Annotated in this window: 13 protein-coding genes and 1 pseudogene; 13 read left to right on the forward strand and 1 reads right to left on the reverse strand. The window is 71.1% G+C overall.

The window, feature by feature from the left end; genetic code table 11:
- Positions 1-11: 11 nt before the first annotated feature.
- Positions 12-3,143, reverse strand: coding sequence for a DUF4962 domain-containing protein (locus tag AKJ08_RS05110; protein WP_050725076.1), 3,132 nt, complete (start codon positions 3,141-3,143; stop codon positions 12-14).
- Between the two features lie 351 nt (positions 3,144-3,494).
- Between AKJ08_RS05110 and AKJ08_RS05115 the strand changes: the two genes are divergently transcribed.
- The 13 genes and pseudogenes from AKJ08_RS05115 to AKJ08_RS05175 form a co-directional block, all read left to right on the forward strand.
- Positions 3,495-4,061, forward strand: a complete 567-nt coding sequence (locus tag AKJ08_RS05115) for a polysaccharide biosynthesis/export family protein (protein WP_050725077.1) — start codon at positions 3,495-3,497, stop codon at positions 4,059-4,061.
- A gap of 25 nt (positions 4,062-4,086) precedes the next feature.
- Positions 4,087-5,268 (forward strand): hypothetical protein, encoded by a 1,182-nt coding sequence (locus AKJ08_RS19690; RefSeq protein ID WP_169788747.1) that lies wholly within the window; start codon positions 4,087-4,089, stop codon positions 5,266-5,268.
- An 8-nt stretch (positions 5,269-5,276) separates the two neighbouring features.
- Positions 5,277-6,638, forward strand: a complete 1,362-nt coding sequence (locus AKJ08_RS05125; protein WP_050725079.1) for a GumC family protein — start codon at positions 5,277-5,279, stop codon at positions 6,636-6,638.
- A 110-nt stretch (positions 6,639-6,748) separates the two neighbouring features.
- Positions 6,749-7,453: a CpsD/CapB family tyrosine-protein kinase gene (locus tag AKJ08_RS05130; RefSeq protein ID WP_050725080.1), complete on the forward strand. Its 705-nt coding sequence runs from the start codon at positions 6,749-6,751 to the stop codon at positions 7,451-7,453.
- Between the two features lie 90 nt (positions 7,454-7,543).
- Complete coding sequence (locus AKJ08_RS05135) at positions 7,544-9,016, forward strand: TIGR03013 family XrtA/PEP-CTERM system glycosyltransferase (protein WP_050725081.1); 1,473 nt, start codon at positions 7,544-7,546, stop codon at positions 9,014-9,016.
- 3 nt (positions 9,017-9,019) lie between these two features.
- Positions 9,020-10,090, forward strand: a complete 1,071-nt coding sequence (locus AKJ08_RS05140; RefSeq protein ID WP_082342723.1) for a gluconeogenesis factor YvcK family protein — start codon at positions 9,020-9,022, stop codon at positions 10,088-10,090.
- A gap of 38 nt (positions 10,091-10,128) precedes the next feature.
- Complete coding sequence (glmS, locus tag AKJ08_RS05145; RefSeq protein ID WP_276202187.1) at positions 10,129-11,952, forward strand: glutamine--fructose-6-phosphate transaminase (isomerizing); 1,824 nt, start codon at positions 10,129-10,131, stop codon at positions 11,950-11,952.
- 53 nt (positions 11,953-12,005) lie between these two features.
- Complete coding sequence (locus AKJ08_RS05150) at positions 12,006-13,142, forward strand: GNAT family N-acetyltransferase (protein WP_169788748.1); 1,137 nt, start codon at positions 12,006-12,008, stop codon at positions 13,140-13,142.
- Positions 13,132-14,340: a DegT/DnrJ/EryC1/StrS family aminotransferase gene (locus AKJ08_RS05155; protein ID WP_240475441.1), complete on the forward strand. Its 1,209-nt coding sequence runs from the start codon at positions 13,132-13,134 to the stop codon at positions 14,338-14,340. Before AKJ08_RS05150 ends, AKJ08_RS05155 begins: the two co-directional genes overlap by 11 nt.
- A complete protein-coding gene (locus tag AKJ08_RS05160; protein WP_050725084.1) occupies positions 14,337-15,506 on the forward strand; it encodes a GNAT family N-acetyltransferase in 1,170 nt (389 codons plus the stop codon). The genes AKJ08_RS05155 and AKJ08_RS05160 overlap by 4 nt, the downstream gene beginning before the upstream one ends.
- A 28-nt stretch (positions 15,507-15,534) precedes the next feature.
- Positions 15,535-16,758, forward strand: a complete 1,224-nt coding sequence (locus tag AKJ08_RS05165; RefSeq protein ID WP_050725085.1) for a polysaccharide deacetylase family protein — start codon at positions 15,535-15,537, stop codon at positions 16,756-16,758.
- Positions 16,759-16,836: 78 nt separating this feature from the next.
- Positions 16,837-18,303: a lipopolysaccharide biosynthesis protein gene (locus tag AKJ08_RS05170; RefSeq protein ID WP_050725086.1), complete on the forward strand. Its 1,467-nt coding sequence runs from the start codon at positions 16,837-16,839 to the stop codon at positions 18,301-18,303.
- Positions 18,304-18,336: 33 nt separating this feature from the next.
- Positions 18,337-18,744 (forward strand): annotated as a pseudogene (locus tag AKJ08_RS05175) (serine O-acetyltransferase); the annotation flags it as partial.
- Positions 18,745-18,852 lie beyond the last annotated feature (108 nt).

Raw genomic sequence — 18,852 nt, forward strand, 5'->3', positions numbered from 1 at the left:
CCGGCTTCCCGCTACGCGTTCTGCGAAGGCTTGCGCCGGTTCCGGATCCCGAGGGCGAGGATGGCGAAGGCGAACGGAGAGGCCTGGCTCGCGGCAGTGGCGTCGCAGCCGAACCTTCGCTTCTTTCCCTTTCCATCGTGATCGGTCGTTCCGCCGTCGCCGGGGCCGGGGTTCTGGCCGCCGGTGCCGCCGTCGATCGTCCCGCCGCCTCCGTCGATCGAGCCACCAGCGCCGCCGGTGCCCGGGTCGGTGCCGTCATTGCCACCGGAGCCGTGGTCGGTCCCGCCGTGGCCGCCGGCGCCGGGATCGGTGCCGGTGTCGCCGCCGGCGCCGGGATCGGTGCCGGTGTCGCCGCCCGCGCCGGGATCGGTGCCGGTGTCGCCGCCAGCGCCCGGGTCGGTGCCGGTGTCGCCGCCAGCGCCGGGATCGGTGCCTGTGTCGCCGCCAGCGCCGGGATCGGTGCCGGTGTCGCCACCTGCGCCGGGATCGGTACCGGTATCGCCACCCGCGCCTGGATCGGTGCCGGTGTCGCCACCTGCGCCAGGATCGGTGCCGGTGTCGCCGCCAGCGCCGGGGTCGATGCCGCTGCCGCCTTCACCACCGGTGTTTCCGCCCGCGCCTCCGGCGCTGCAACCGGCTCCGCCGCCGGCGCCTCCGGCGCCACCGCTACCGCCGCTGCCGCCGTTCCCACCGGTGCCGCTGTTCCCACCGCTGCCGCCGGCGCCGCCGCCCGTGTCTCCGCTGAGGATCCGGACGTGGTCACCGTTGCGTGAGAAGCTCACCGGCTCGCCGTTGAGGCGGACAACGGTCGCGCCGGGCGCGTAGAGGCGCATCGGGCGCTCGTCGCCGGTCACGTCGAGGATGTAGCCGTTCCGCTCCGCCTCGACCGTCGCGGGATCGTCGCCGGCGACCTCGATCCACGGCGTCCCGTCGAGGGATAGCGACGTCCCGGAGGCGAGCATGACCCGCGCGACCTGGCCGTTCACGGTCTTCCGCACACCGGCCATCCCCTTCACCGAGAGGCCCGCCGCCGCGCTCGTCTGGCCCGGATCCTCGTTGAAGACGGCGTCGAGCTGCGCGCCCGCCTCGAGGCCGGTGAGGCTGAGCCCGCGCCCCGGATCAGAGGGATCGATCGCGGCGATCCGCGGCCTCCCCGATGCCCAGTTGGATCCTCGCTGCGGAACGAGGGCGGTGAGGAACACGGTGTCGGAGGTGTCCGTCGCCGGCCGGATCATCGCCGCCGTCATGCTCCCGTCCGAATCGAACTTGTCGAGGTGGACGAGGCTCTGCGACTCGGTGCGCACCTCGAAGGCCGCGGGGGAGACGACGTTCACTCCCAGCACCCGATCGTTCTTCCCGTTCAGCCGAATCCAGCTGCCATCGCGGCTTGCGCCGTCCATGGCGTGGTAGACGATCTCGAAGCGCTTGTTGGACCTAGCGCGGACCACGTCCCGGACCACGGGGATACGGCGGTCGAGGAAGAGCACGGACCTGCCGAACGCGGTGAGGCCCATCGAGCTCGGGTAGAGCTTGCTTCCGGCGCCGATCGCGAACGAGTAGTGGGCGGTGGAGCCGCGGAGGTTGATCGAGCTCACGCGATCCCAGAACCAGGTGCAGGAGCCCATCCAGCAGTCGCGGACACCCTCGCCGAGCTGGCCCTGGCCGTCCACGAGGAGGGAGTTGGCGTACTTGGTGCGGTTGGCCTCCGGGGCGCCGTTGGCTCGGCCGATCCAGTATCCGGGGACGCGCGTGGTGAGCCACTCGCCGTCGGCGAAGAAGTGGACGCCCATGTCGTCGGCGTGGTCGTGGCCGAAGTTGATGTACCCGCCGGGCCAGCCGTCGTTGCGTAGCCGATCCCAGTTGCCGCGGCCGCCGTAGACGCCGGTCTTGAGCGTGAGCATGGCGCCGCCATCCTCCCAGCCGCTGCGGCTCTCCCAGAGGGAGAGATCCTTCGAGTAGTAGTCGAGGTTCCACGCCGCGCCGCCGGCGGGCGGAGCCGTGGGCGCGACGGTCTCGTCGTAGAAGAGGACGGAGAGGAGGAAGCCGCGCTGGCTGGGGGGCCAGCCGCTGAAATCGTAGCGTCCGTTGGTAGCGCCGCTGATGAAGCGCTGCGCGTACCACATGGCCTGGCCGTCGCGGTACTTGCGGCCCGCGTAGAAGAGGGGGAGCAGGGTGTTGTCGTTCTCGAAGCCGGAGAAATCGCCCCAGAGCACGTACTCGCGCCGATGGGCCGCAGCGGGAGGCATCATGAAGCGGCGCATGGCAGGGTAGTCGCGCACGATCCGCGTGTCGGCGTAGTCGGGCCCTCCCCGGAGCCGCGAGAGCGCGTGCGAGAAGGGGATGAGGGAGTCGAGGCCGTAGTGGAGGTAGCCGGTACCCTCGTGCCAGCCTCCGCCCTCGATGAGGTCGATGACGTACTTCACCTTGTCGAGGTTCTCCTTGGCGGCGTCGAGCCACCGCTGGGTCGAGAAGGAGAGCTCGCCGTCGAACGCGAGGGCCGCCATGCCCAGGGAGGACGTGTTGATCCAGTTGTGGTTCTGTAGGTGCTCGGGCATCCACCAGACGTTGCGACGCATGGCCTGGTAGACCTTCTCGCCCTCCACCGCGACGCGATCGCGGCACCGCTGGCGCTCGCTCTCGGAGAGGGAGTCGTAGAGCCAGTCGTAGGCGAGGGAGACCCCGAAGAGGAAGTGCGCGGAGTTGAGGTCCGGGTCGGGGCCGTCCTGGGTCTCTGGGAAGATCCAGTCCGGGTAGTTGCAGATCCCGACGAGGTAGTTCTTCGCGAGGGTCCGCGCCTCGCCCGCGATCGAGGAGGCTGGATCGAGGCCGATGGTGCCGAAGGCGAACGCCACCATGGAGTCGGGAATGGCGCGCCGATCGGAGAAATAGATCCAGTTCCGATCCGGCGTCACCGGGAAGTTGCCGCCGGCGTAGGGGTAGTGGATCCCGGCCTCGAGGGCGGTGCGAATCGGCCGGAGCGGGCCGTCGAGGCGCGCCCGGATCGTGGAGATCTCCGAGCGGTCGAAGAGGAGGCTCGGGTGGCTGGCCGCTGCTGCCGGGAAGCCGGCTAGGAGGACGAAGGCCGCCGCGACGAGGCGAAGGGCTCGCTGGCGGACGTTCGAAGGGGGCGGGGCTCCGGGCATGGTTGCGATCCTCGATGGCCGGATGCCCTGGCTCGCTGCGGACACACTCATAGTGCTCGAGTCGGTTTCTGTCAGTTGCGCCGACCCGTTCCGCGCTCGCCAGTTTCATCCGACGGAATGTTCTCGGAAGACTAGCAAGCACCCTTTCGGGGTACCAACGGCCGAGCAAGCAGGCGCATCGCCACCTGGCTGCTAGGGACCGCTCGCTCCCTCGGATGGAAGGCCGATTCCCAAGGCCGGAACGATGCTCCCTCCGGGCAGCGAGAAGGTGGGTCGGACGGTCGGGCAGGCGGATGGCATATGCGCTGCAGGTCTCCCCGCGTGGTGTCGAGCTCGCGCCGGGGAGGGGAGATGGACTGGAAGCGCTGGACGGTGCTCGCCGCGATCTGCCTGGCGGGTTGTGCGTCGACCCAGAAGACCAGGCTCTCCGAGCCGGAGGGCCCGTACCGGATCGGTCGGGAAGACGTCGTCGAGGTCGCGGTCTTCCAGGCCCCCGAGCTCTCCCGCACCGTTCCCGTGAGGCCGGACGGAAAGATCTCCCTGCCGCTCCTCGGCGACGTGGAGGTGGCGGGCAAATCTGCCCAGGAGCTCGCAGACGAGCTGCGCTCGAAGCTCGAGGCGGTCGTGCAGTCGCCTCGCGTCACTGTGATCATCCGGGAGATCAACGCCGCTCGGATCTACGTGATCGGCGAGGTGGTGCATCCGGGGGCGTACCCCGTGAGGGGGAACCTGGATGCGATCCAGGCGCTGGCCCTCGCCGGCGGCTTCGGGGACTTCGCGAGCCGAGGCAGGGTCCTCCTCATCCGCAAGGGTCCGAAGGGCGATGAGCGGATGGTCGTCGACTACGACGAGCTGGTGAAGAACGCCGATTCGGTGATTCCGAGGATGATGCCGGGCGACACGCTCTACGTTCCGTGACGATCGCGCGAGGAGGATGGGGGGCGTGGGATCGAAGGAGTCGCGGCCGGGTCGTCTGGGCCTCCTGCTGATCGGGGTGGCGGCGGCGCTGATGCCGCTGAAGGCCTCGGCAGGTTGGGTCAGCGGGCCTACCCTCCGACTGCGTCTGGAGGGCCGCTACGACAGCAACCTCGCAGAGGGAGGCGGCGACGGCTCCTCGCTGGTCCAGCCCGGCGTGGGGTGGAAGCTCGCGAGCCCCACCACCACGATCGACGCGCTCTATCTCTTCGAGGTGGTGAGCTTCGCCCACCAGGGCGCCGGCCGTGGCGGCGTGAACCACCGGGTTCGGGGTGATCAGCACTTCGAGCTCGACAAGAGGTCGACGCTCGAGCTCCATCAGGCCTTCGAGCAGGTCTACGATCCCACCTCCCTCTCCCGGATCGGAGTGGTCCGGACGGCGGGCAGGACGAGCTACGCCGAAGCCGACCTCGGCTTCAACCGCCGCCTCGGTCACACCTGGAACATCGGCGTCCGCCTTCAGGAGGAGTACGCCCGGATCGACACCCCGAGCGATCCGGGGTTGCCCCGTCCGGATGCTTCGGACAGCGCGGTCCACTCGCCGTCGGCCTGGCTCTCCCACTCCTGGAGCACGCGGGACGCCTCCACCCTGCGTTATCGCCTCCAATACTTCCAGGCCATAGGCGGGCTCGACGCCGCCTCCAACGAGGTGAGCCTCTCGTACGCGCACGACTTCACGAAGACCGTGCGCATGGAGCTCGAGGTGGGGCCCGCCTGGTACACGATGAACGGAACGACGTCGACCGTTCCATGGGGCCGCTGGGAGCTGAACCAGATCTGGCAGCGCGTCACCCTCGGCCTCAAGTACGAACGCGGCCTCTTCGGCTCCACCGGTTTCGAGGGCGCCCTATGGGGCGACGCGATCAGCGGAGTGGCCAACTGGCGGGTGAGCGAGCCGCTCCGCGCGACCGTGGCGGTCGCCGCCTTTCGCAACGGCGCGGCACCCGATCGGTCCGCGTTCGTCGGAGGCTTCGGCGGAGCGGCGGTGCTCGAGTACGCGCTGGGCGGAGACGTCGCGGCGCAGTTCGCGTGGCGGCGCGTGGAGCAGTGGACCCTGAGCGGCGCCGGGCTGTCAGCCATCGACATCTCCCGCAACGTCTTCGCGGCCGGCTTCTTCTGGCAATTGGACGGCGGGCGGCTACCGAGGTGAAAGCGCATATGGAACCAGGACGCGACAAGTCGCTCTCGATGGAGCAGCTCCTCGTGGGGCTGTGGCATCACCGCCTCCTCGTCGCCGGCTGCGTCGGCGCGGCGCTCTTCGTCGGCGCGCTCTACGTCGCTCTCAAGCCGACCAGGTACACAGCGACCACGGTCGTGCGCGTGGAGGCGCAGTTCCTCCCCGAGCGCTACGTCTCGCCGACGGTGACCGAGCAGATCCAACAGCGCCTCGCCACCGTACGGCACGAGATGCTCTCTCCGAAGGTCCTCGAGAAGGTGATCGTGGAGCAGGATCTCTTCGCGGGTCTTCGGGCCTCGGATGGGATGAACGCCGCGCTCCAGGCGATGCGCGCGAGCATCGAGGTCAAGGTCGAGGGCGAGAACGCCTTCGTCCTCGCCTACTCGGCGAGGACGCCCCAGGAGGCGGCGACGGTCGCGAACCGCCTCCCCGAGGTCTACGCCCTGATCGCTCTCGAGGAGCGGGCCGAGGCGGCGGAGCGGGTCGCGTCGATCTTCAGCGCGGAGCTGGAGCGGATCCGTCCCCAGGCGGAGGCCTTCGAGGCCCGGCTGGTGCAGTTCAAGGCCGACCACGCGCACGAGCTTCCCGAGGTCCTCGAGTCGAACCTGCGCCAGCTCGACAGGCTCAACGGGCTCATGGAGACGACGCTGGCCTCGCTCTCCGACGCCCAGCGGCGCCGGACGGCCCTCGCCCGCTACGGCCTGGAGAGCAGCGTGGAGGTCACCCGGCTCGCGGCGGCCATGAACGACGCGAGGCGCGAGCTCTCGTCGCTCCAGTCGATCTACACCCCGGATCATCCGGAGGTCGTATCGGCGAATCGCGCGTGGCTCACTGCGAAGGCCCGCTTCGACAAGGCCGCCGAGGCCGGCTCTCGGGGAGACAGCGAGCAGGCTCGCATCGACAGCGAGATCCGGTGGCTGAAGGACGTGGCCCTAAGCTACCAGCAGCGGATCGACGACATCCTGACGCGGGTCGAGAAGACGCCCGCGGTGGGCACGGAGCTCTCGGTGATCAACCGCGACTACGACGTGATCCGCGAGAAGTACACCACGCTGCTCTCCCGGAAGGTGGAGGCGGAGCTGGCCCAGGACCTCGAGCGGCGGCAGAAGACCTCGCTCTTCCGCGTGCTCGAGCCGGCGATGCAGCCGCTCACCGCGGCGGAGCCCAAGGCGATGTCGGCCATGGGGATCGCGCTGCTCCTCGGGCTGGGCGCAGGGCTCGCCGCAGGCGGGTGGGCCGCGTCCCGAGACACCTCGATCCGGGGGGTGGCGGATGCGAGGCAGCGGCTCGGCTTGCAGGTCCTCGCGACCGTGCCGTCGCTGGAGGGCCGCGCCAGGCGGTGATCGCGCGACTCTTTCAGGGGTGTCCTCGCGGGCCCGATCGGGGGATTCGGAGCGATTCGGGACATGTGCAACTTGGTCGCGGGCACAGGGCGTAGGGGGGAAGGACCGAGATGGACGCCAAGGCACTTCGAAGCAACCCGGCAGACACGCTCGAGCTCGTGGATCCGCGGGTCGTCTCGCTGACCGATCCCTCGGGCGCCGCCGCAGAGCAGTTCCGGATGCTCCACCTGCGTCTCGACCGCGCCCGTGAGAACCGGCCGATCTCCGTGGTCGCCCTCACGTCCGCCGTCTCGGGCGAGGGGAAGTCCATCACGGCCGCGAACCTGGCGGCGTGCGCGGCGCGCAGGGGCAGGCGCGCGGCCCTCGTGGACTGCGACTTCCGCAGACCCGCCGTTGCGCGCCTCTTCGGCGTCGACTCGAGCGACGGTCTCTCGTCGCTGCTGGCCGGAAAGACGAAGCTCGCGCAGTCCCTTCGCAAGGGCCCCTTCGGCCTCGACATCCTCCCGGCTGGCGAGAATCCCGAGGACCCCGGGAGCCTCTTCGCCGGCAGGAGCTTCACGGCTCTCCTCGAGGAGCTCCGCGGGGGCCACGAGGAGATCTACCTGGACCTCCCGCCGATCCTCCCCTTCGCCGACGCGCTCGTGGCGGCGGGGACGGCGGACGGCGTGGTCGTGGTGGTCCGCAACGGCGGGACGCCGGCGGAGCAGGTGGGAGAGGCGGTGAACGCCCTCGCGGGACTTCCGCTGCTGGGTTGTGTGCTCACCGCCTGCGGCGAAGGGGCCGCGGCCTACCGGAAATACTACGCGCGCAAGTAGCGACCCATCGCGCTCGGAAGAGGAGGGGAACGCGGGCCGGCGCCCGCGACGGAGAGGGCTTTTGTCAGGGCACGAGGAGCTGCGGCGGAAATGGCGCGATTTCTCAATCACTCGTACCCCGGACGAAAGGCCCTGCTGTTCTGCGTGGAGCAGGCCGTGATCCTCGCGATGGCGCTCCTGGGCGCCGCTGCCGCCGCCGCGGCGATGACCGGATCGATGGCGGAAGCGGAGGTCGCGGGCCCGCTCCTGGGTGGGAGGGCGATGCTCGACCGCGTCCTGGGCGGCGCGGCGATCCCATTCATCGCCGCGGTGATCGCGCGCGTGGGACGCGCGGCCCCGTGGGCGCTCGTGACCACGGCGTGCTGCGCCGCATCCTTCTACGCGGCGGACCTCTACGATCTCCGGACCGCGATCGCCGACAGGGCGCACGGAGGGCGGAGGATCGCGGTGGCGCTCCTCGCCGCGGCTGCGATCCTCGGGATCGCGTCGATCCGCGGAGGGTCCGAGCAGCGTGCGCTGGCCCTCGGCGCCATCGGCGCTGCGGCCCTCTCGGCGATCGCGCTGCGGAGCGTCCTGCCCGCGTTGGTCGGAAGGCCCAGGCGCGTGCTCGTGGCCGGCGCAGGTCCAGCGGCGGCCCGGCTCGCGCGGACGATGATCGACGAGGCGGAGGATCGCCTCGAGATCCTGGGCTTCGTGCCCTTCGCCGGGGAGCGGCCCGACGTGAGCCCCGAGCGGCTCGTGGACGCCGGCGACGGGCTGGCCTCCGCGGCCACGCGCCTCCGCGCGGACTGGATCGTGATCGCGGCCGCAGACGATCGCGGCGCGGTCCCCATCCGGGAGCTCGTCGACGCCAGGGCCGCGGGGATCGTCTGCCTCGGAGCCGACGCGGTCCTCGAGCGACTCCTGCAGCGGATCCCGGTGGACGCCCTGCGCCCCTCCTTCCTGGCGTACTCGAGCGGGTTCCGGACCACCTCCCTGAGGCGCTTCGCCAAGCGGAGCCTCGACGTGGCGGGATCCCTCGCGGGTCTCCTCCTCGCCGCGCCGATCCTCGCCGTTGCGGGCATCGCCATCCGGCTCGACTCGAAGGGCCCTGTCTTCTACCGCCAGACGCGAGTCGGGGCCCGGGGGCGGACCTTCGAGCTCGTGAAGCTGCGCACCATGAGGCTGGACGCGGAGGCGCCCGGCGCTCCCCGCTGGGCCAGCGAGGACGATCCCCGCGTCACGCGTGTGGGGTGGATCCTGCGCAAGGCCCGGGTCGACGAGATCCCCCAGCTCGTCGCCGTGCTGCGCGGGGAGATGTCGCTCGTGGGTCCCCGGCCGGAGCGTCCGTACTTCGTTCGGGAGCTCGAGGCGAAGATCCCGTGGTACGGCCTGCGGACCACCGTCCAGCCCGGAATCACGGGATGGGCCCAGCTCCGCTACCCCTACGGCGCGAGCGTGGAGGATGCGCGACGCAAGCTCGAGTACGACCTCTACTACGTGAAGAACGGCTCGCTCTTCCTCGACCTCGCGATCGTCTTTCACACGGTGAGACACGTTCTTACCGGAAGGGGGGCAAGGTAGGCGATGGAGGGGCTGGCGGAAGTTCGGCAGGAGGGCCGCCCGAGGCGCGTCGAGCGGCAGGACCCGCCACTCGACCTCGGGAGCCCCCGTACGATCCGGGTGGTCGCGATCGGGGGAGGCACGGGCCTCCCCATGCTGCTGCAAGGCCTGGCGCGGTTTTCGCGGCGGGCGACGGCCCTGGGGCCCTTCGAGATCACAGCGATCGTGGCGGTCAGCGACGACGGCGGATCCTCCGGCAGGCTCCGGAGGGAGAACGGGGTCCTCCCTCCTGGCGACATCCGCAACTGCCTGGTTGCGCTCGCCGACGTCCGGCGCCGCTCCATCGCGAGGCTCTTCGGCTTCCGCTTCGGCGCCGGGAGGGGCCTGCGCGGCCACTCGCTCGGCAACCTGCTCATCACCGCGCTGACGTCGCTGGAGGGCGACTTCCTCTCGGCGGTCGAACGCGCCGGCCGGATGCTCGGCTGCCAGGGGCGGATCCTCCCTGCGACGTTGGAGCCGGTGCACCTGATCGGGCGCCTCTCGGACGGGAGCCGGATCGTCGGCGAGCGCACCTTCGACCGCAGGCGTTCGAGCCCGATCGAGCGGGTCGAGCTCGCGCCCGGCGCGCCACCCGCCTCGCCCGGCGTCCTCGAGGCGATCCGGCAGGCGGACGCGATCGTGCTCGGGCCAGGGAGCCTCTACTCGAGCGTGATCTCCAACCTGCTGGTGGCCGGCGTGGCCGACGCCATCCGACAGAGCTCGGCGGTGCGGATCCTGGTCCAGAACCTGATGACCCAACCTGGCGAGACGGACGACCTGGACGCGGCCGGGCACGTCCGCGCCGTGCTCCGCCACGCAGGAGACGTCGCGGACTTCCTTCTCGTGGATCGGGGTCGCTCGCACCCGCGCGAGCTCCTGGATCGCTACGCGCGACGCGGCCAGGTCCCGGTGGTCCTCGACGAGAGCTTGGTTCTCTCACAAGGAGTGATTCCTATCGGCGCGGAGCTCGCCGCGAAGCGGGGGCGGATCCGGCACGATCCGGACAAGGTTGCGGCCGCGGTCCTGGGGCTCGTGCTCCAGGCCCGCGAGGCATAGGGGTTTGGGAGGAGGGCGCCAGGACGATGTGCGGGATCATGGGCTACATCGGTGAGCGGGAGGCGGGGCCGATCCTGGTCGAGGGGCTCCGCCGCCTGGAATACAGGGGCTACGACAGCGTCGGTGTGGCGTTTCACGAGGGCGAACGCCTCTCGATCCGGAAGGGGCAGGGACGCCTCGCCGCGCTCGGATCTGCGCTCGCGGCTGCCGGCGGAACGGCGCGCAAGGGGATCGGGCACACGAGGTGGGCCACACACGGGCGGCCCTCCGACGAGAACGCCCACCCCCACGCCGATTGCACGGGCAACGTCGCCGTCGTTCACAACGGCATCATCGAGAACTACCGCGCGCTGCGCGAGGGGCTGATCGCCCGCGGCTGCGCCTTTCGCAGCGGCACCGACAGCGAGGTCCTCGCCCATCTGATCGAGCACGAGCTGGTGCGCTGCGGAGGCGACCTCGAGAAGGCGTTGAAGGAGGCCCTCCGCCGGGTGGAGGGGAGCTTCGCGGTCGCGGTGATGGCGGCCCACGAGAGGTCCCGCATCGTCGCGGCGAGGCGCGGCTCGCCCCTCATCGTCGGCCTCGGCGACAGGGAGCGCTTCGTCGCGAGCGATATCCCGGCGCTCCTCCCGTTCACGCGCGATCAGCTCATCCTCGGCGAGGGGGAGGTCGCGTCGATCCACGGCGATCACATCGAGATCACGGAGCTCCTCAACGGCCGGCGCGTGGAGCGCCGCCCGGAGCGCGTGCCGTACACCGCGGAGGAGGCCGAGAAGGGCGGCTTCCCCCACTTCATGCTCAAGGAGATCCACCAGCAGCCCCACGCGATCGCGGACACCTTCGCAGGCAGGCTCGCCGCCGGGACACTCCAGCAGGAGCTGGGCATCGGAACGGATGAGGCCCGCGCGATCCGCCGGATCGACATGATCGCCTGTGGCACGAGCTGGCACTCCGCGTTGATCGGCCGGCGCCTCTTCGAGGAGTTCGCGGGGATCCCGGCGTCCGCCGAGATCGCGTCCGAGTACCGCTACCGTCCCCGCCCGACCGAGGAAGGGACCTATGCCCTGGCGATCACCCAGTCCGGCGAGACGGCCGACACCATCGCGGCCCTCCGCGCCACGCGCGAAGCGGGCGCGAGGACGGGCGCGATCTGCAACGTCGTCGGGAGCACCGTGGCCCGGGAGGCCGATGGAGTGCTCTACACGAGGGCGGGGCCGGAGATCTCGGTGGCCTCCACCAAGGCGTTCACCACCCAGGTGACCGCGCTCCTCCTCATGGCCCTCACCCTTGGGCGCCTGCGAGGTCGCCTCGACCCGGCGCGGGCGGGGCAGCTCAGCGAGGCGCTGGTGAAGGCCCCGGAGAAGATCGCGGGCCTCCTCGGCCGAATGGCCGCGCCGCTCCAGGCCCTCGCCCGCGAGAAGGCGAATTCGAACGACTTCCTCTACCTGGGCCGAGGCTACGGCTATCCGCTCGCACTCGAGGGGGCGCTCAAGCTCAAGGAGATCTCGTACATCCACGCGGAGGGCTATCCGTCCGGCGAGCTCAAGCACGGCCCGATCGCGCTGATCTCGAAGGGGCTCCCGGTGGTGGCGATCGCGCCGAACGACTCGCTGCGCGACAAGGTGCTCTCCAACCTCGAAGAGGTGAAGGCGCGGGACGGAACGGTGATCGCGGTGGGGACCGAGGGTGACGCCGACCTCGCGAGCCTCGCCGATCACGCCGTCTGGATCCCGCCGGTGGAGCCCGCGATCGTGCCGCTCTACGCCTCGCTGCCCTTGCAGCTCTTTGCGTACTTCATGGCGGTGGAGAGGGGCTGCGACGTCGACCAGCCCCGCAACCTGGCGAAGAGCGTGACGGTCGAGTAACGGCGCCGCCGCGGCGCCGATGGAAACGGCCCATGGAACGGGGAGGATCTCGCGTGCGAATCTCGAACGACCCGGGGAGGGGCACGGGTTCGATGCCGATCGTCCAGTCGATGGTCGGAGGCCTCGAGCTCCTCGAGCGCGTCGAACCGGAGTGGCGGGCGCTATGCGACGAGGGGCCCTGCGCAGCGCCCTTCTTCCGACCCGAGTGGATCGCCGCCTACCTTCGCGCGTTCGAGCCGTCGGCGACGCTGCGGCTGGTGGTCGCCACGGACGCCGGCAGGCTTCGCGCGGTCCTGCCCCTGGTCGCGGAGCGGTCCCGCCTCCGGGGCTTTCCGGTCCGCAAGCTGCGCTCCGCCGCTGGCGTGCACTCCTGCCGCTTCGACCTCGTCCACGGCGCCGGGGATTTCCGCCCATGGGCCGATGCGATCTGGTCGCACCTCTGCGAAACCGGCGGCTGGGACGTGATCGAGCTCCGCGACGTCCCCGCCGGCGGCGCCGTGGAGCGCCTCCTCGAGGCGGCCTCGACCGCGGGATATCCGGTGGGACGCTGGGAGTCGATGCGGACTCCCTACGTCGAGCTGCCGGGGAGGGGCGGCAGCTTCGAGGCCGTGCTGGGCCGAACCCGCTCGCACTTCCGCGCCAACCTCCGCCGCCGGATGAAGCGCCTCGCGGAGAAGGGCCGCGTCCAGCTGAACCGCTTCGAGGACGCCGACCCCCGGGTCCTCCAGCGCTTCTACGCCCTGGAGAAGATCGGGTGGAAGGGCGATCGCGGGACGGCGATCGACTGCGACGGCGCGACCCGGGCCTTCTACGACCGGGCCGCGTCGTGGGCGGCTTCCAGGGGCATGCTCGCGATCTACGAGCTCGAGCTCGACGGCGCGCCCGTGGCGATGCACTTCGGCCTCAGCGACGGCAGGCGCTACTACCTCCCGAAGCCCGCCTTCGATCCCGCTCACGAGGCGTGCTCGCCTGGGCAGCTCCTGATGCACGAGGTGTTGCGGGATTGTACGGAGCGCGGCCTCGAGGAGCTGGATTTCCTGGGCCCGCCGATGCCCTGGAAGGCCGACTGGACCGACTCGTTCCGTCCGCACGCATGGTGCTACTTCTTTCGAAGGGGCCCCCTCGGCCTCGCCCTCCACGCCGCCAAGTTCCGGGTGCCGGCTCTCGCGGAGGCGATCCTTGGACGGTAAGGAGCTGCTCGAACGGAAGGTGAGCCCGGCGGCGCAGCCGCGAGGGATCGAGCCTGGCGAGCGCCTCTTCGCCCCAGCGATCCCGTCCCTCTCGCCGTGGATGCTGCTCCCTCGGCGCCCGAGGGCCGCCGCGCCGTACCCTCTCGACGATCCGAGTGTCCGCTTCTATTACTTTGCGCGAAACGGCATCTACGCCCTGGCGCGGCTGTGGGGGCTGGCCGGCAGGGAGATCCTCTTTCCCGCCTATTTTCACGGCGTGGAGCTGGAGGCCCTTCTCGCGGCGGGCGTGCGGCCGAAGTTCTATCCGGTGGGCCCCCGGATGCAGGTGGACCCTGCAGAGGTCGTCGCCCGGATCGGCCCCGACACCCGGGCGATCTACCTCATCCACTACGTGGGCTTTCCCGGGCCCGTCGACGAGCTCGCCGAGGTCTGCCGAGAGCGCGAGCTCCTCTTCGTGGAGGACTGCGCCCTCGCGCTCCTCTCCTGCGTCGGCGATCGCCCCCTGGGCACCTTCGGCGACGCGGCGATCTTCTGCCTGTACAAGACGTTGCCCACGCCGAACGGAGGCGCGGTGGTGGTGCGCCGCGGCGGGCCCTTGGGGCTCCCGCCGGGCGAGCAGCCTCCTCTGGCGTCGACCCTTGCTCCGATCCTCGGCTCTCTCCTCGAGGGCGCGGAGGTCCGAGGTGGTGCAGCGGGCCGGCTCCTCCGCTCGTCGGTGCGTCTGGCCGCCCGCTCCCTGACGCGGCCGCTGCGCGGGCACCGCGTGCCCACCGGCACCCAGCACTTCGACAGGGCCCACGTGGGCCTCGCGATGAGCCACCTGTCGCGGGTGGTGATCGGCAGCCAGGACTTCGCCCGGATCGTCGAGCGCCGCAGGCGGAACTACTTCCACCTGCTGGGAAAGCTCCGGGGGATCGCGCCGCCGATCTTCGGTGAGCTCCCACCCGGCGTGTGTCCGCTCTTCTACCCCCTGCAAGTGGGCGACAAGGCCTCCGCCCTCGCGAGGCTCCGAGCCAAGGGTGTGGACGCGGTGGATTTCTGGAGGGTCGCGCACCCGGCGGTCCCGGCAGGGGCGTTCCCGGAAGCGGAGTCCTTGCGGCGCACGGTGCTGGAGATCCCGTGTCACCAGGATCTCGAGCCCGCCGACGTCGAGCGGATCTCGGCCTGCGTGGCCAAGGCAGTGGAGGATCGGAGATGAGCCGGCTCTGGGTGGAGGAGCGCGCGGGCCCCGGGGCCCAGGGGGCCCTCGAGCTCGAGTGGAAGCAGATCTTCTCGAAGTCGGACGCCGCGCCCTTCCTCTCCTGGGAGTGGGCGGATGCCTGGCTCCGGCACCTCGGCCCCGGGCGCAAGCCCCGGATCTTCTGCGTCCGCGACGAGTTCCATCTGGTGGGCCTCCTCGCGCTCTGCGAGGAGTCGCGGAAGGTCCCCGGGCTGCGGTCTCGGATTCGGCGGCTCTCGTTCGCCGGCGAGCGCCTCGGCGGAGCGGACTACCTGGACGTCCTCGCGCTCCCCGGCCGCCACGCCGAAGTGACCCGTGCGATCCTGGAGAGGCTGGCCACGGAACCGTCGTTCGATCTGCTGGAGCTCGACGGGATCGCGTCCGACTCTCCCACGCTGCCTCTCGCGCGGGAGGCCTTCGGGAGCAACGAGGCCTTCAGCCTGCGGACGTTCGACCGCTGGAATTGTCCCCGGATCGGGCTGGACGGGGGCTTCGCCACGGTGCTCGCCCAGAGCGGACGCGGCGACAACTACCGGCGCAGGCTCCGGCAGCTCAAGGCGCTCAAGGGCTTCGAGCACCGGGCCGTGACGGGCACCAAGGACGCGAAGCCGGCCTTCGAGCGCTTCCTCGAGCTCCACGAGCGCCGATGGGCCGATCAGGGAGGCTCCGACGCGATGGGGCGGCCGTCGGTCCGGGCCTTCCACCGCGAGACGGTGGAGCGCCTCGCAGGGGCGGGCCTCCTCCGCTTCGACGAGCTGTGGGCCGAGGGCGGATGTCGATCGTCGATCTACGGAATCGACACCAAGGGTGTCTTCTACTTTTACCAGACGGGCTACGACCCGGAGTGGGCGAGGCGGAGCGTCGGGCTGGCGATCCTCGGGTTGTCGATCGAGGCGGCGGCAGGGCGCGGCGCGAGGGTCTACGACTTCCTGCACGGCGAAGAGGCCTACAAGCGGGAGTGGGCCCGCGACATCCGGAAGACCGTCTCGCTGCGGGTGGCAGCGAAGGGCCTCGGCGCCGCGTTCCTCCTCTCACGGGAGGCGGCCGAATCCGCGGCGCGGGCCGCCGCACGATCGGTCCTGCCCGACTTCGCCGTAGAGGGGCTGCGGCGGTGGAGGCGGGCCCGGGAGCACGCCGAGAGTTGAACGGGGGGGCGAGATGCAGGGACGATCGATGCGCACGAACGACGAGGTTCCGCTCGCCGACGAGACCCGGGCCGCCGCGAGGAGGGCGGTGAAGGAGCTCGTCGCGTCGATGCTCGAGCGGAGCGGCAGCCGCCGCTGGCTCGCTGCCATTCAGCGGCAGCGGGCGGGGGGGCGCCGGGTGAACGTCGTCGCCTGGCACCGCATCGTCCCCGACTTCGAGGGGATGCGGCGCAAGGTGATCCCCGGCATGCTCACCGGCATCGCCACCTTCGAACGCCAGCTCGAGTGGCTCGCCGACAACTACCACTTTGCCACCCTGGACGAGGCGATCGCGCTCCTTTCCGGCGCGACTCGATCCGAGCGCGATCTCTGCGTGCTCACCTTCGACGACGGCTACTCGGACTTCCTCGAGCACGCGCTCCCCGTCCTGCGCCGGTACGGGGCGCCCGCCGTCGTCTACGCCGCCACCGGCCACGTGGACTCGGGCGAGCCCTTCTTGCACGACCGCATCTATCGGCTGCTTCGAATCGCTGGCAGGGACGGGCTGCGCCCTGCCGATCTCACCGCCCATCCGCAGGCGGCGGCGACCCTGGCGGAGGCCGAGAGGGCAGGGGAGATCGTGGCGCTCGAGCGGCTGCTCGAGACCCGCCCGAGGCGGACCTGCCAGCAGGTGGCGGAGGCGCTCGAGCGCCGCCTCGGCGAGGATCCGCGAGCCGCGTCGCCGGACTGCCGCCTGATGGTCTGGGACGAGCTCCGCTCGGTCCGCGCCGCGGGGGTCGACATAGGCGCGCACACAATCGACCACGTCTGCCTGCCCAACGAGGCGCCCGCGGAGGTCGAGCGGCAGCTCGGGGAGTCACGCGCGAAGCTCGAGGCGGAGCTCGGGTGCGAGGTCCGTCACTTCGCCTACCCGAACGGCTGGTACTCGAAGGAGTCGATCGAGCTCGTCGCGCGGCACGGCTACCGCAGCGCGGTCACCACCGAGGATCGCACCAACCGCCTCGGCCAGAGTCCGCTGGTGCTCTCGCGCAAGTGCGTGTGGGAGTACACCTCGCGGGGCCTCCTGGGCTTCTCGCCGAACGTGAGCGCCTGCAACTTCGACGGGACGCTCGGCTTCCTCGGCCTGGCGACCTGGGTCGCGGGCGATCGATCCGACGCGCCTCGCGCCGTCGTCGCGCCGGACCGTCCTCCCGAGGGAGGCGAGGCCGCGCCGAACGCCGACCCGGGCGCGGCTCGAGGCTCCGGCGGCTGATGGGAGCGCAGGGACGAGGCCTCGCGTAGGGGAGGAAAGGAATTGGAGCCGCCAGCGCAGCGTGGATCCGGATCCGTGATGGCCGGCGCCAGGCCCCTCGTCGCGGCCCGCGCCTTCAGCGCCGGCGTCACCTTCCTGATCCCCCTCGTCCTCGCCAGGCTCCTCGCCCTGGGCTCGTACGGTACGTTCAAGCAGTTCTTCCTCGTTTCTCACACTCTGTATTTCGCGCTGGCACTCGGTATCCCCCAGAGCCTCTACTACTTCCTGCCGCGCTGCGCCGAGGCGGAGAGGCGCCCCTACCTCGGCCAGACGCTCCTCTACCTCGCCGTCGCTGGCGGCCTCTCGGGCGGCGCGCTCTACCTCTGCACGCCGTTCCTCTCGTGGGTGGGCGGCCCCGACCTCGTCGCCATGCGGGCGCCGATGGCCCTCTACTGCGGCCTCCTCCTGGGCGGCGGCGCGCTGGAGGCGGGTCTCACGGCCCAGGGGCGGCCGGGCCATGCCGCGTTTGCCTACATCGGCAGCGACACGGCCAAGATGCTCGCCTACGTGATCCCCGCGTGGCTCGGCTTCGGTCTCCACGGCGTGCTCTGGGGCGGAGCGCTCTACGCAGCCCTTCGAGCCCTGGCCTCCTGGATCGTCCTGGTCCTGCCGCTGCGGGGTCCGCTCTTCCGCCGCGAGCTCTCCCGCGGCCAGCTCCGCTACGCGCTCCCCTTCGGCGGCGCGATGCTCGTCGGCATGCCGCAGCAGCAGCTCCACCAGTACGTGGTCAGCGTCACCTCCTCGCCGGCGGTCTTCGCCGTCTACTCGGTGGGCTGCTTCAACCTCCCGGTGGTCGACCTCCTCTACACGCCCACGACCGAGCTCCTGATGTACCGGATCGGCGAGCTCGAGCGCAGGCAGCGCCCGGACGGCGAGGCCGCGGTTCTCTTCCGGGACGCGGTCGCCAACCTCGCCTACGTCTTCGTCCCCATCGCCGCCGGCCTCTTCGCGATCGCGCCTTCCTTCCTCTCGCTCCTCTACACGCCCAAGTTCCTCGACGCTGCGCCGATCCTCCGGCTGGCGCTGGGGATGGTCGTCCTCGCGTGCCTGCCCGTCGACGGCGTGCTCCGCGCGAAGGCGAAGACGCGCGCCCTGCTGGCCGCGAACGTGGCGAAGCTCGGCCTCACCGTGCCCCTCGTGGTGGGCCTGAACCACGCGTTCGGCCCCGTGGGAGCGATGGCCGGCTTCGTGCTCACCGAGACGGTGCACCGCCTGGTACTCCTCGCCCTCGCGGCCAGGGCCCTCGTCCCGTCGGCGGCTGCGGAGGGGAGGCTCCGGGGCACGCTGGCTGCGGTGGGGCGCGTGCTGCCGGGGGTCGAGCTCGTTCGGGCCGCCGTCGCCGCTGCGGGCGCCGGCCTCGTCGCGCTCTTCGCCGGCGGGTATGCGGCGCTGGACCCGCTCCCGTCGGTCCTCGTGTTGGGCACGGGCTTCTGGATCGCCTACTTCGGCGCCCTCGTCCTGGTCGGGGTGCGCCCCTCGGCGGTGCTCGCCCGCATCCGGGGCTGAGGGCTTGGATTCTCCGTGCCTACGTTTCCAGGCATGGATGCGGTCGGACTGCATCGAGTCGCAAAGAGCCTGCGTGCGCGCGGCGTGCCGTTCGCGCCCGACGTCCTTCGGTACGCGATCCGCCTCCTGTATTCGTCGGTCGTTCCCATCGAGACCGAGATCGGAGAGGGCACCCACCTCGGCTACGGCGGCCTGGGCGTCGTCATCCATCCGGCGGCCCGAATCGGCGCTCGCTGCCTCATCGGACCGCACGTCACCATCGGTGGCCGATCCGGGTACACCGGCGCGCCCCGAATCGGCGACGAGGTCCTCATCGCCGTCGGCGCCCGGGTGCTGGGGCCGATCGTGATCGGCGACGGCGCCATCGTCGGGGCCAACGCGGTGGTCGTCCGCGACGTGCCCCCCGGGGTGGTGGTGGGGGGCGTGCCCGCTCGGATCCTGGGCCCGGCCGGGCGATCGAGGGAGGCGTTCCGGGCCGAGATGAAAGCCCACTTCGGCGTCGAGCTGGTGGACGCGGGGGCGCATCGATGAGCGCACGGAGTGCGCGGG

The organism is Vulgatibacter incomptus, from assembly GCF_001263175.1.
In the GTDB taxonomy this organism is placed as follows: Bacteria; Myxococcota; Myxococcia; order Myxococcales; family Vulgatibacteraceae; genus Vulgatibacter; species Vulgatibacter incomptus.